The organism is Streptomyces sp. NPDC031445 (genome assembly GCF_055581365.1).
Map to the genome: position 1 here is coordinate 96591 of NZ_JBVIJO010000008.1, position 13192 is coordinate 109782.

Genomic DNA, 13192 nt, shown 5'->3' on the forward strand with positions numbered 1-13192 from the left:
TCCGGATCTGGTGGATGAGATTGATGTACCAGGCCGGAGACTGTCTACGCGCATCACACACACGGGGCCAGCCCTGTTATCCGATCGATACCGACGCGGTGTCACATCCCGGCCCGCGCCTCCGCCCCGCGCCAGGGCGTCCAGTCCCCGAGGTAGGCCGCTCGTGTCGCCGACTCGGCCTGGTCGGCGCCGAGCTGGGGCCGGTTCTCCGGGACGGTGACGACCGCGCCGGGACCGGTGTCGCGGTACTCGGCGAACCGCTGGTCCTGCCACGGGTGGGCCGCCGACATGTCGGTGTAGGGGGCCACCGCGTCGATGCCGGGACCGAGCCAGGTGCCGCGGACGGTGAGCATCGGGCGGGCCGTGGGGTCGGAGCTGGGCACCCAGGGGCGGGCCAGCTTGTAGGCGGCGTCCGGTGCCTCGCTGGTGACGCGGCCGTGCGTGACCAGGAAGCCGCGCGGGTTGGCGGCGGCCGTGGAGGGCGCGAACACGAAGCCGTAGGGCGCCGCGGAGAGGTCGGTCCGGTTCAGGGTGCGGAAGCGGCAGCGGTCGAACACCGCCGTCGCCCGGCCGAAGACGAAGTCCACGTCACCCTCGACGTGGCAGTGGGCGTAGTACTGGCGGGCGAAGGCGCCGAGGGCGGTGGAGTCGGCGTACAGGGTGTCCTGGTGACCGAGGAAGCGGCAGTGCAGGAAGGCGCTCCGGTCGCCCTGCGCCTTGAGGGCGACGGCCTGGGTGCCGCTGACGCCCGGGTGGCCGGCGCGCAGCCAGTCGTTGGCGAAGGTGATCCACCGGGCGGTGAACCCGTCGGCCTGGACGGTGACCGTCGCCGATCCGGAGGTGCCGTAGGTGCCGCCGCCGGGCTTGGGGGTGCCGGCCGCGCGGTCGTGGACGATCACCACGTCCCGGGGGTTCTCCGAGGCGCCGATCCAGGTCATCCCCGTACGGCCGGCGTCGACGGCGACCGGTTCCCGGTAGCTGCCGGGGGCGATCACGAGGGTGCGGCCGGTTCCGGTGGCGGCGGTCACCGCGGCCTGCACGGAGGTGAAGTCGCCGCGGCCGTGCGGGTCGACGTACAGGGTGTCCGGGGTGAGGCGGCGGGCCGGGGAGCCGTGGCGGCCGAACGGGCGCGGCATGGCGTGCGCGGGGGCGGAGGCCAGACCGGGCGCGGCGGCGGCCACGGCGCTCGCGCCGAGAAAACCCCGTCGGGTCAAGGGCATGGACGTGCTCCTTCCGAGGACGGTTCGGGGCGGGGAGGGACCGGGCCGTGGCCCCGGCCCGGTCGCGGCGGCGCCGTCAGCGCAGGTGTCCGGCGCCCGCGCGGTGGTCGACGAGGCCGGGCACGGCCCGCGGCCGGTCCACCCGGGTCCGCAGGACGGGTGTCCAGCCGGCCCCGGACCGCAGGATCTCGCCGGGCACCTGCGCGTTGTGGACGGCGACGAGGTCCGTCGGCGTGCCGTTGACGTAGTTGTCGGCGGCGGTGACCGGCGCCTCCTTCCACTTCTTCAGGATCGAACCGGCGCCCACCCCGGCCGGCAGGGTGAACGCGTTGTGCTCGGCGACGAGCTGGGACTCCATGCCGATGCCGTAGCTGTAGGAGTAACCGTCGCCTGCGACGAAGTGGTTGTCGTACGAGTCCACCTGTCCGAAGCGGACGCGCGGGGCCCGCTCGACCAGGTTCCGGAACAGGTTGTGGTGGAAGGTGACCTTCAGATGTCCCCGGTCGACGGCGGCCGTGGCCGCGCTGTCGCTGTTGCCGACGAGGATCGTCTTGTCGTGGTCCTCGAAGACGTTCCAGGAGGCGGTGACGTAGTCGGCGCCCTTGACGATGTCCAGCTCGCCGTCGTGCTGCTGGTAGAGGCGGCCGTAGTACGACGGCAGGGTGCTGTCCGGGTGGTCTCCGTCGGTGAACGTGTCGTGGTCCATCCACACATGGGTCGACCCGTGGATCACGGCGCTGTCGTACTCGGAGTTCCAGTTGCCGTCGGCGGTGTCGGTCGGGTCCCACTGCGGGAAGCAGTCGAGGGGGCTCTCGAAGGCCAGGTTGCGGACGATGACGTTGCCGACGCCCTTGATCTGGAGGCTGGCGCCCTGGAAGCCGGCGTTCCGGCCGATGCCGACGATCGTGGTGTTGGCGGGGACGTCCGCCTTGACGAAGGCGTCCTGGTGGGCGGCGGAGGCGCGGCGCAGGCCCTCGGGGCTGTCGTCGGGCTCGCCGTCGAGGTTCCTGGTGCGGCCCCAGACCGCCGGGTCGTAGGTCTTCAGATAGGTGCCGAGGTCGTACCCGGGCACGGCGAAGGAGGCGCAGCCCGGGCCGTCGGCGTCGACGGTGCCCTTCACCCGGACGATCTTCGGTGCGCTGCCGCCGTCGGCGAGGGCCGCCTTGAACTGCTTCCAGGTGGTGACGGTGTACACGTGGGCGGGGTCGGCGGCGGCCCCGCCGGTCGTCCCGGTCCCGTACGCCGCCCAGCCGTCGCCGGCGGGCAGCACCTGCCGGTCGGGCCCGGCATGGTGGGCGGTCCGCGCGGACGCGGTGCCGGTGACGGCGAGGACGAGGGCCGTGCAGCCGGCCAGCACGGTGATGACGCGTCCATGACATTGCGATGTGCGCACTGTGGGGTCTCCTCGGTTGTGCGGGTGTCCGTGTGATCACGCGGGGGAAGCCACCCGCACCGTCAGTGGTTCTTCTTCCAGTCGGCCTGCGCGGCGTTGAGCTGGTCGGCCAGCGTGTCCAGGAACTCCTTCGCGCTCGTCTTCCCGAGCAGCAGTTTCTGGAAGTTCGGCTCGTTGCCGGCCTTGGAGATGGTGTTCCAATCGGGCAGGTAGTAGGGCAACTGCACGATCTTGGTGTCGCGTCCGTTCAGCGCCTCGGCCGCCAGCTTCGTCGGCTCGGCCCGCCGGATCCACGCGTCCCCGGCCGCGTCGGTGTTCGCCGGGACCTGCCCCGCCGACTCGTTGAACTTGGAGTTCTCCTCGGCGGAGAGGGCGAACTCGATGAACTTCCAGGCGGCCGCCTTGTTCTTGCTCGACTTGAACAGGCTGAGCCCGTCCACCGGGTTGGAGACCTGCACCCGGGTGCCGTCGTCCAGCGTGGGGTTCGGAACGCCCCGGAACCTGTCCTTGCCCAGCGCCTTGAGATGGTCCTGGTACGAGCCCAGGTTGTGGCTCAGCATGCCGATCGTGCCGCTGTCCCACTGGGCGACCATCTTGGTGAAGTCGTTGTTCACGTCGGCGGACGGGGTGTCCTTCTTGTAGAGCGCGACGTACTTCTCGAGGGCGGCCACGTTCTCGGGGTCGTTGACGGTGGTCTTGTCGCCGTTCCAGAACGACGTGATCCCGGTCTGGCCGTACACCGCGTCCAGGGCCGGCGCGATGGCGCCCTCGCCGCCGCGGATGGTGAAGCCGAACCGGTTCCTGCCCTTGTCCGTGAGCTTGTCGGCGGCCTCGTAGAACTTCGACCAGGTGGTCGGCGCGTCCAGGCCGGCCTTCTCGAACAGGTCGGTCCGGTACCACAGCGTGCCGTTGTTCGCGGAGGTCGGCACCTGGTACAGCGTGTTCCCGCCGCCCGCCGCCTTGCTGACCTCGATCAGGTTCCGGCTCAGCTTTCCGTTCAGCGGGCTCTCGCGCAACCGGCCGTCCAGCGGCTCCAGGGCGCCCTGGGCCGCGACCTCGGCGAGCATCGCGGTGCCCACGCCGCCGACGTCCGGCAGACCGCCGCCCTGGATGGCGGTGTCGTACTTGGACTGGGCGCCGGCCGCCGGGATGCCGACGTACCTGACCTTGATGTCCGGGTACTTGTTCTCGAAGTCGGCGATGATCTGCTTCCAGATGTCGGTGCGGACACCGCCGTTGTTGTCCCAGAAGGTGATCGTGCCCTTGCCGGAGCCCTCGCCCCCCTTGTCCCCGGCGCCGCCGCTGCCGTCGTCGCCGCAGGCGGTGGCGGTCAGCGCGAGGACGGAGCCCAGCGCGACGGTGAGGGCGGCGCGCCTGCTCCTGCGGATGCGGATGCTTCTTCTCATGGGTCGGCTCTCTTCTGCTGGATCCAACGGGGACATGACGGTGTGGAGCTTCAGCGGGGTGTGATCCGGAACCGGGTGAAGGCCGCCGTGCCGGCGGGTCCCGGTCCCTCGGGCGCGGTGGCGAACAGGCCGAGCAGGGCGCCCGCCCAGCCGGTCCTCCTCGCCGGTCTCGTCGTCCCACAGCGGGCACGGGTCGATCAGGCCCTTGCCCGGCTCGAGGAGGTGCGGGCAACTCCACGGTCTTCTGCTCGCGGGCGCGTTGACCTGGAAGACACCGTGGTCCGGGTCGCCCCAGAAGATCCAGAAGCGGTCGTCGTGGTGGCGGATGGACGGCGCCCAGACCCCGCCGTCGTGCCGGGACCGGGCGAACTCCTCCTCCGGTTCCAGGCGTTCGAGGGCGTGACCGACGAGCGTCCAGTCGACCAGGTTCCGCGAGTGCAGCAGCGGCAGACCGGGGACGCGGCCGAAGCTGGAGGCGGTGAGGTAGAAGTCGTCGCCGACGCGGACGACGTCCGGGTCGGACCAGTCGGCGTCCAGCACCGGGTTGCGGTAGGTGGTCACCGGCTCACCGCCTTGCGGACCAGGGCCGCCGCCTCGTCGCGGGACGGCCGGCCGTCGGCGACGACGGTGACGATCCGGCGGACGACGGTCCCGCCGGGCGGGACGGTCAGCCGCTCGGTGTGCGCCAGGGAGGAGCCCACCCCGGGGTACTCGGCGGCCCGGACGAACCACGGGTCCCGGCGGGTCTCCCCGGGGGCGCCGGCGAAGACCAGCGTCCAGCGGGTGCCGGCCAGCGCCAGCCAGTCGGCGCGGGTGCCGTGCACCTCCGACTCGCCCTCGCGGTCGGCGGTGAAGACCTCCGGGGCCCGGGACTCCTTGCGGGCCCGCCAGAAGAAGCCGCCGTAGGCCGCGCCGGGCCGGCCGTTGGTGGCGGGGCTGCCGATCGACAGCGGTCCGGGAGTGACGTTGGTGAGGGAGAACGTGAAGTCCAGCGCCCAGGCGGTCCCGGTGAGTCCGGTGGCCGCGACGGTACGGCGCTCGCGCAGCAGCTCGGTCCCGGCGGCGACCCAGCGCAGCTCCTCCACGAAGCCGTCGGGGTCGCGGAGCCGGAAGCCGGTGTGCCGCTGGGTGCCGTGGTTGTCGAGCTCGGCCGGCCCCCGGTCGCGGACGAAGGTCCGGCCGCCCCAGAAGTTGTGCCCCCCGACGTCGGGAACGGCCACACCGACGCCGAGGTGGTGTGCGTGGTCGGCGGGGCTCAGCTCGGTGACCGCCGTGCCGGCCAGGGTGGTGACGGGGTGCAGATGGGGGCGCGGGGAGAGCCGGGCGGGCAGCTCGGGCCGGATGGCGTAGCGGGCGACCGGGCGGCCCGCGACCCGCAGGACCAGGCTGCCGGGGGGCGTCATCGGGTGCTCACCTCGTTCGGCCGGGCCCAGGAGGCGCCCAGTTCGGAGTAGAGGGCGAGGGTCTCGGCCGCCGCCGCGACCAGGCCGTCGATGCCGGGCACGATCCGGCGGTGTTCGGCGGGCAGCGTGCGCCAGGCGTGCCCGGGGAGCGGCGCCGGGTCGGGGGCGGCGCGGACGGCCTCGACCACCCGCATGAAGGCGCCGGTCGCGTCCGGCGGGACCAGCAGCCCCGTGCCGTCGTCCAGGTGTGCGAGCAGGTTCTCCAGCAGGTCCGTGCGGTCGTACTCGGTCTCCTGCGGGCCGTGGCCGGTGCGCTGGAGCAGCACCCGGTCCTGCTTGTACCAGAAGGTGATCCGGCCGCTGCTGCCGTGCACCAGCAGGTAGGGCTCCCCGGGGTGTTCCGCGCACAGGGTCGCCGCGACCGTGACGGGTCCGCGCCGGGTGCGGACGCGGACGCACGAGGTGTCGTCGGACTCGATGGCGTTGGCGCGCAGCAGCTCGGTCTCGATGCCGGTGACGTCCTCGGCGCGGGTGGCGCCGAGCAGGGCGAGGCCGGTGGCGACGGTGTGCGCGAGGGGGTTGGTGAGCACCCCGTCGACCACGTCGGCGCCGTTCAGCCGGCGCCGGCCCGCCCACGGCGCCCGCCGGTAGTACGCCTCGTCGCGCGCCCAGGCCCCGGCCCCGCCGACCCCGACGACCTCGCCGATCGCGCCCTCGGCGAGGAGGCGCCGGATCGCGGGGACCGCGTGCGAGCCGAGCGACTGGAAGCCGATCTGGCAGGCCACCCCGGCCTCGGCGACCCCGTCGGCCATCCGCCGGAACTCCGCGTACGACGGCGCCGGCGGCTTCTCCAGCAGCAGGTGCGCCCCGCGCGCGGCGGCCGTGAGGGCCAGGCCGGTGTGGGTGGGGATCGGGGTGCAGACGACGGCGACGCGGGCGCCGGTCGAGTCCAGGAGCGCGCCGAGGTCGGCGGACTGCTCGGGGGTGCCGAGTCCGTCCGGGATCTCCTCCTCGGTCAGCGGGGTCAGTTCGCAGATCCCGGCCAGCCGCACGAGGCCGGCCGCCTGGAGCCGGCGGATGTTGTCCAGGTGCCGGCGGCCGTGGCCGCGCGCGCCCGCCAGGACGACGTCGACGCTCATCCCTTCACCGCCCCCGCGCTGAACCCGGTGATCAGCCACTTCTGGATGAAGGCGAACACGATCACCACGGGCACGGCCGCGACGATGCCGCCCGCCGCCAGGGCGCCCGGGTCCACGCTGTCCGCGCTCATCAGGGTGTTGAGGCCGACCGGGATGGTCTGCTTGCTCTGGTCGGAGAGGAACATCAGGGCGAACAGGAAGTGGTTCCAGGCGTGCACGAAGGCGAAGGAGCCGACGGCGATCAGTCCCGGCCGCAGGAGCGGGAGCACCACGATCCGGAAGGCGGTGAACCGGTTGCAGCCGTCCACCCAGGCGGCCTCCTCCAGGTAGCACGGCACGTTCCGGATGAACCCGCCGATGAGGATCATCGACAGCGGCAGCTGGAAGACGGTCTCGGCGATGATCACGCTGCCGAGGGAGTTGAGCATCGACAGCTTGGCGAAGATCTGGAACAGCGGCACCAGCAGCAGCGCGCCCGGCACGAACTGGGAGCACAGCAGGGCCAGCAGGAAGCCGCGCTTGAGGCGGAAGTCGAAGCGGGCCAGGGCGTAGCCGCCGGCCAGGGCGACCACGGTGGTGAGCACCAGGGTGGCGAGGCCGACGTAGACGCTGTTGGTGAAGTAGGTGCCGAAGCCGCGCTCGGTCCACACCTTCCCGAAGTGCTCGAACGTCATCGGCCACGGGACCAGCGAGGTGGAGCCGGCCGGGCGCAGCGCGAAGAGCAGGATCCAGTAGAAGGGGATCAGGGTGAACAGGAGGTAGACCGTCAGGGGGACGTAGATCTGCCAGCGCGGGACCTCGTCCCAGGCGCGGCGCCTCCTGCCGGGCCGGGCGGGCTCGGCCGCCAGGCGCTCGGGCGCGGGAGCGATCTCGGTGATCATTTGGAGTCGCCTCCGAACTTGCTCAGCCGCAGGTAGACGATCGAGCAGAAGAGCAGGATCACGAACGCCACCGTGGTCAGGGCGGAGGCGTAGCCGAAGTCGTGGGCGTCGACGCTGGTGTTGGCGATGTAGAGGGGAAGGGTGGTGGTCTCCCCGGCGGGTCCGCCGCCCGTGAGGGTGTAGAGCAGGTCGACGTTGTTGAACTCCCACACCGCGCGCAGCAGCGTGGACAGCACGATGGCGTCCTTCAGATGGGGCAGAGTGATGTGCCGGAACTGCCTGATCCGGCTCGCCCCGTCGACCTCGGCGGCCTCGTACAGGTCACGGGAGACGGACTGGAGGTCCGCGAGGATGAGGATCGCGAAGAACGGCACCCCGCGCCACAGGTCGGCGACCACCGCCGCCGGGAACACCGTGGAGGTGTCCGACAGCCAGCTGGTGCCGTAGGAGCCGAGCCCCGCGTCGGCGAGGTAACGGGTGATGCCCGTCTGGGAGTTGTAGAGCAGCACCCAGATGGCGGAGGTCAGCACGCCGGAGACGGCCCAGGGCGAGAAGACGAGCGCGCGGCCCAGTGCCCGCCCCACGAAGGTCTGGTTGACGATGAGCGCGAGGGCGAGGCCGAACAGCAGTTGCAGTCCGACTTCCACCACGACCCACTTGGCGCTGAAGGTCAGGGTGTCCCAGAACTGCGGGTCGTGGGCGAAGGCCCGGGTGAAGTTGTCCAGGCCCGCGAAGCCGTTGCGCCACGGCTTGGTCGGGTTGTAGTCCCGCAGGCTGTAGTAGAAGACGCTGAGCACCGGGTAGGCGATGAAGCCCAGCATCAGCAGGGCCGCCGGGGCGATCAGCAGGTACGGCAGCCTGCGCGGGGTCGCGGAGGCACGGCGCCGCCGGGGTGGCGCGGGCGGTGTCGCCACGGCTGCGGCTTGGGCCATGACTGTTCTCCGTTCGCGAGGGGTCGATCACACTGGGTACAGGAAGCGCTTGCTACATGCACGTGCGTGGGGCGTGACGGGACGGGAGGGGGACGTCAGCCGGCGTACGGGTCCGGCACGGTGCCCGGGCGGGCCAGGAAGGCGAAGTCGCAGCCGCTGTCGGCCTGCGTGATCTGCTCGTTGTAGAGGGCGCCGTAACCGCGCTCGTAGCGGGCGGGCGGTGGCGTCCACCCGGCCCGCCTGCGGTCCAGCTCCTCGTCGTCCACGTGGAGGTGGAGGCTGCGGGCGTCGACGTCCAGCGTGACGAGGTCGCCGGTGCGCACGAGGGCCAGCGGGCCGCCGACGTACGACTCCGGGGCGACGTGCAGCACGCAGGCGCCGTAACTGGTGCCGCTCATGCGGGCGTCGGAGATGCGGACCATGTCCCGCACGCCCTGCTTCAGCAGGTGGTCCGGGATCGGCAGCATGCCGTACTCGGGCATGCCCGGCCCGCCCTTGGGGCCGGCGTTGCGCAGCACCAGCACGCTGTCGGCGGTGATGCCGAGCGCCGGGTCGTTGATGGTGCGCTGCATGGTCCGGTAGTCGTCGAAGACGACGGCCGGGCCGGTGTGCTTGAGCAGGCGCGGCTCGGCGGCGATGTGCTTGATGACCGCGCCGTCCGGGCAGAGGTTGCCGCGCAGCACGGCCACCCCGCCCTCGCCCGCGACCGGGTTGTCCCGGGGCCGGATGACGTCGTCGTCGTGCACCCGCGCGCCGGCGAGCTGCTCGCGCAGGGTGTCGTGCGCCACCGTCGGCCGGTCCAGGTGGAGCAGGTCGGTGATGCGGGAGAGGAACCCGGGCAGACCGCCCGCGAAGTGGAAGTCCTCCATCAGGTACCTCCGGCCGCCGGGGCGGACGTTGGCGAGGACCGGGACCGTGCGGGCGATGCGGTCGAAGTCGTCCAGGGTGAGCCGGACGCCCGCCCGGCCCGCCATGGCGATCAGGTGGATCACGGCGTTGGTGGAGCCGCCCAGGCCGAGCACGGTGGTGACGGCGTCCTCGAAGGCCTCGCGGGTGAGGATGCCGGACAGCCCGCGGTCCCGGTGGACCAGCTCGACGGCGGTCAGGCCCGCCCGCGCCGCCATCCGGTCGTGCCCGGAGTCCACCGCCGGGATGCTGGACGCGCCCGGCACGGTCACCCCGAGCGCCTCGGCGGCGGCGGTGAGCGTGGACGCCGTGCCCATCGTCATGCAGTGGCCGGGCGAGCGGGCCAGCCCGCTCTCCAGCTCGGCCATCTCGCAGTCGCCGATGAGGCCGGCCCGCTTGTCGTCCCAGTACTTCCACATGTCGGTGCCGGAGCCGAGGACCTCGCCGCGCCAGTGGCCCGGGAGCATGGGGCCGGCGGGCACGAAGACGGCGGGCAGGCCGACGGAGGCGGCGCCCATCAACAGCGCGGGCGTGGACTTGTCGCAGCCGCCCATGAGGACCGCGCCGTCGACCGGGTAGGAGCGCAGCAGCTCCTCGGTCTCCATGGCGAGCAGGTTGCGGTAGAGCATGGGGGTCGGCTTCTGGAAGGTCTCGCTGAGGGTGGAGACCGGGAACTCCAGCGGGAAGCCGCCGGCCTGCCACACCCCGCGCTTGACGGCCTGGGCGCGGTCGCGGAGGTGGACGTGGCAGGGGTTGATGTCGGACCAGGTGTTGAGGATCGCGATGACCGGCTTGCCGAGGTGCTCCTCGGGCAGGTAGCCGAGCTGGCGGGTACGGGCGCGGTGGCTGAAGGAGCGGAGCCCGTCGGTGCCGTACCACTGGTGGCTGCGCAGTTCCCCGGGCTCCTTGCGGGGTGCGTTCATATGGACCACCCGGCGGCGATGGCGGCGACCTCGGCGCGCTCGTCCTCGGGCAGCGGCCTGCTCGGCGGGCGGACGTCCCGGCGGCACAGGCCGAGCGCGGCGAGGGCCTCCTTGACGACGGTGACGTTGTTGGCGTTGCCGTGCGCGGCGCGCAGTTCCTCGAAACGGCGGATCTGCTCCCAGACCTTCATGGCGGCCGGGTAGTCCCCGGCGCGCAGCGCCTCGATCATGTTCAGCGAGACCGCCGGGGCGACGTTGACCAGACCGGAGGTGAAGCCGGTGGCGCCGGCGGAGAAGTAGGAGGGCGCGTACGGCTCGGCGAGTCCCGCGACCCACACGAAGCGTTCGAGGCCCGCGTCCCGGGCGAAGGCGGCGAACCGGGCGGCGTCCGGGACGGCGTACTTGACGCCGATGACGTTCGGGCAGTGGTCGGCGAGTTCGGCGAGCCGGGCGCCGGGCAGCTGCGCGTCGCGCAGGTACGGCACCACGCCCAGCTCCGGGACGGCCTCGGCGATGGCCCGGTGGTAGTCGACCCAGCCGGCCGACGAGACGTAGGGGTGCACGGGCTGGTGGACCATCACCATCTGGGCGCCGAGGTCGCGGGCGTGCCGGGCGGAGGCGACGGCGGTGGGCAGGTCGTGCCCGATCCCGACCAGGAGGGCGGCCCGGTCGCCGGCCTCCTCGGCGGTCGACTCGGTGACGAGCCGGCGCTCTTCGGGGGTGAGGGCGTAGAACTCGCCGGTGTTGCCGCCCGGGGTGAGGGTCCTGATACCGCCTTCGAGCAGGCGGCGCAGCAGGGCCCGGTGGGCGTCCCGGTCGACGGAGCCGTCCTCGGCGAACGGAGTCACCGGGATGGCCACCACGTCGGCCAGGGCGGCCCGTTGGCGCTCGAACGTCACGCTGCTCATCTGTGGCCCTCCTCTGGGCGGGGCTCGGGGAACGCACGGCGTACGAAGGACGCGATGTGCGCGTGCAGGGCGCTCGCGGCGCCGTCGGCGTCACCGTCCAGCGCGAGCCGCAGGATCTCCCGGTGTTCGGCGGCCTCCCGCTCCCAGGAGGGGTCGGCGGCCCAGGCCACGGCGGAGACGAGGGCCGCCTGGTCGCGGACCTCGTCCAGCATCCGGCCGAGCAGCGGGTTGCCGCACGGCAGGTACAGGGCGCGGTGGAACTCCCGGTTGGCGAGGGAGCGTTCGGCGGTGTCGGCGGCGGCGTCGGCGCGGGTCAGCGCGTCCCGTGCGGCGTCGAGGGAGGCGCCCCGCGCGACGGCCCGGCGCAGGGCCTCGGGTTCGAGCAGCAGCCGCACGTCGTAGACCTCGCGCGCCATGTCCGCGTCCACCATGCGCACCGTGACGCCCTTGTACTGGCTCATCACCACCAGGCCGGTCCCGGCGAGGGTCTTCAGCGCCTCGCGCACCGGGGTCTTGGACACCCCGAACTGCGCGGCGAGTTCCGCCTCCACCAGGGCCTGACCGGGCGTCAGCACCCCGGTCAGGATGCGGTGTTTGATCGCGTCGAGCACGTACTGCGTGCGGGACGGGATCGGGGTGGGCACAGAGGTCATGCGGCCCTCTCGGATCTTCCATATCGCGTCTCATATATGACGTACGAAGTACGACGCGTTGAAGGTAGGAGGGGGCTGGGTTCTCGTCAATGGTTGTGACAAAAGAGGTCGGGGGCCGGGGCTCACCGCACCGGTCAGATCTCCATCACCGCGTCGCAGTCCGGGCACACCAGGGACGCGTACGCGGCGGGGTACCACGGCTCCCCGGGGCGCCCGGACGGCGTGCGGGGGGCCTTCGTCATGGCGAAGGTGTCCCTGCCGCACAGGGTGCGCGGGCCGGCGGCGTCGGGCCTGCCGGGGGCGGTGGGCGCCGCGTGCACCCTGCGGGGAAGCCGCTCGGCGCCGGGCGGTCCGGCCGCGGGGGTGCGCGCGGCCACCTGCTGTTCGCGCTCGTACAGGACGACGATCCCGCTCATGTCTCCACGGTAGGCGCGGCGGCCCGGCGCGGCCCGTTCACCCGCCGGTGGCGCCGGGCAGGCCGAGTTCACGGCCGCGGTAGAAGCCTTCGCGCTCCTCGGCGACGAAGGGGGCCATGGCCGCCCGCCGGCGTCCCTCCGCCTCGGAGGCGCGCCACGCGTCGCACGCCTCGCGGGAGGCCCAGAACGACACCCCGGTGATCTCCCGTCCGTCCTCGGACCAGTACGCGTAGGCCCGGTGCAGGTCCTGCGGCGCGGGCTCCGGGCGCCACGCCCGCTCGAAGTCCTCCAGCGTGCCCGGCTGAAGGCGGCGCGTCGTCACCCACACGTAGTGCTCCTGCATGGCGGCTCCCTCCGTATCCGTTCGGCTCGCCCCCTCCCAGGGTCACCGTAGGCCCGACGCGCCGCTTCCGCCGCCCGGGTCAGGACCGGTGCGGCCACCCGGGGTCCCGGCCTCCGAGGGCGACGGCCCGGTCCAGCGACGGCGCGCCCGCGGGGACCGGGACGACCGGGCCGAAGGCGCCGTTGCCGCGGCCGGGGTCGTCGGCCGCCGCGCGGAGGAAGGCGAGGGCCGAGTCGAGGGCGGCCGGGTCCGGGGCGTACTCCCGGCCGGTGGCGCGGGCCAGGTCCCAGCCGTGGATCACCAGCTCGTCGGCGACGACGGCGCCCGCGAGCGCGCCCGGCAGGTCCACCCCGCCGGCGCGGGTGCCGCCGGTCCAGGCGGCTGGGTCCCGCCAGGCGTCGGCCAGCTCGTCCAGCGCCTTGGGCAGCTCCTCGCGCCAGCCGGGACCGAGGTCCCGGGCGGCGGCGTCCGGGCGGGTGTCGGTGGTCATGCCGAGGTCCTTGCGGGCGGCGTCCCGGAAGGCCACGGACAGCGTCAGCAGGTGGCCCAGCAGGTCGCGCACCGCGTACTGCGGGCACGGTGTAGCGGCGGTGAGCTGCTCGTCCGTCACCGATCCGGCGAGCCGCGCCACGATCCTGGCCTGCGGGCCGAGGTCCACCTGGGTCATGG

Annotated in this window: 13 protein-coding genes; all 13 read right to left on the reverse strand. The window is 72.9% G+C overall.

What is annotated here, in order from left to right:
* Positions 1-101: 101 nt before the first annotated feature.
* The 13 genes from ACZ5DC_RS21790 to ACZ5DC_RS21850 all read right to left on the reverse strand — a co-directional run bounded on the left by ACZ5DC_RS21790 (position 102) and on the right by ACZ5DC_RS21850 (position 13190).
* A complete protein-coding gene (locus ACZ5DC_RS21790) occupies positions 102-1220 on the reverse strand; it encodes a pectinesterase family protein (protein ID WP_468655054.1) in 1119 nt (372 codons plus the stop codon).
* A 76-nt stretch (positions 1221-1296) separates the two neighbouring features.
* Positions 1297-2613 (reverse strand): pectate lyase family protein, encoded by a 1317-nt coding sequence (locus tag ACZ5DC_RS21795; RefSeq protein WP_468655056.1) that lies wholly within the window; start codon positions 2611-2613, stop codon positions 1297-1299.
* Between the two features lie 62 nt (positions 2614-2675).
* On the reverse strand, positions 2676-4580 hold the full coding sequence (locus ACZ5DC_RS21800; RefSeq protein WP_468655058.1) for an extracellular solute-binding protein: 1905 nt from the start codon (positions 4578-4580) through the stop codon (positions 2676-2678).
* Entirely contained in the window at positions 4577-5422 is an 846-nt protein-coding gene (locus ACZ5DC_RS21805; protein ID WP_468655060.1) for a DUF6807 domain-containing protein, read from the reverse strand. The genes ACZ5DC_RS21800 and ACZ5DC_RS21805 overlap by 4 nt, the downstream gene beginning before the upstream one ends.
* Entirely contained in the window at positions 5419-6561 is a 1143-nt protein-coding gene (locus tag ACZ5DC_RS21810; protein ID WP_468655062.1) for a Gfo/Idh/MocA family protein, read from the reverse strand. The genes ACZ5DC_RS21805 and ACZ5DC_RS21810 overlap by 4 nt, the downstream gene beginning before the upstream one ends.
* Positions 6558-7442 (reverse strand): carbohydrate ABC transporter permease, encoded by an 885-nt coding sequence (locus ACZ5DC_RS21815; protein WP_468655064.1) that lies wholly within the window; start codon positions 7440-7442, stop codon positions 6558-6560. Before ACZ5DC_RS21815 ends, ACZ5DC_RS21810 begins: the two co-directional genes overlap by 4 nt.
* Positions 7439-8374: a carbohydrate ABC transporter permease gene (locus ACZ5DC_RS21820; RefSeq protein ID WP_468655066.1), complete on the reverse strand. Its 936-nt coding sequence runs from the start codon at positions 8372-8374 to the stop codon at positions 7439-7441. The genes ACZ5DC_RS21815 and ACZ5DC_RS21820 overlap by 4 nt, the downstream gene beginning before the upstream one ends.
* 95 nt (positions 8375-8469) lie before the next feature.
* A complete protein-coding gene (gene araD, locus ACZ5DC_RS21825; RefSeq protein ID WP_468655068.1) occupies positions 8470-10203 on the reverse strand; it encodes an L-arabinonate dehydratase in 1734 nt (577 codons plus the stop codon).
* Positions 10200-11111: a dihydrodipicolinate synthase family protein gene (locus tag ACZ5DC_RS21830; protein ID WP_468655070.1), complete on the reverse strand. Its 912-nt coding sequence runs from the start codon at positions 11109-11111 to the stop codon at positions 10200-10202. The genes araD and ACZ5DC_RS21830 overlap by 4 nt, the downstream gene beginning before the upstream one ends.
* Entirely contained in the window at positions 11108-11764 is a 657-nt protein-coding gene (locus tag ACZ5DC_RS21835; RefSeq protein ID WP_468655072.1) for a GntR family transcriptional regulator, read from the reverse strand. Before ACZ5DC_RS21835 ends, ACZ5DC_RS21830 begins: the two co-directional genes overlap by 4 nt.
* 134 nt (positions 11765-11898) lie before the next feature.
* The gene (locus tag ACZ5DC_RS21840) at positions 11899-12180 is read right to left on the reverse strand and encodes a hypothetical protein (RefSeq protein WP_468655074.1); all 282 of its coding nucleotides are present in this window, start codon (positions 12178-12180) and stop codon (positions 11899-11901) included.
* 37 nt (positions 12181-12217) lie between these two features.
* On the reverse strand, positions 12218-12523 hold the full coding sequence (locus tag ACZ5DC_RS21845; RefSeq protein WP_468655076.1) for a hypothetical protein: 306 nt from the start codon (positions 12521-12523) through the stop codon (positions 12218-12220).
* Positions 12524-12602: 79 nt separating this feature from the next.
* Complete coding sequence (locus ACZ5DC_RS21850; protein WP_468655078.1) at positions 12603-13190, reverse strand: TIGR03086 family metal-binding protein; 588 nt, start codon at positions 13188-13190, stop codon at positions 12603-12605.
* Positions 13191-13192: the final 2 nt, after the last annotated feature.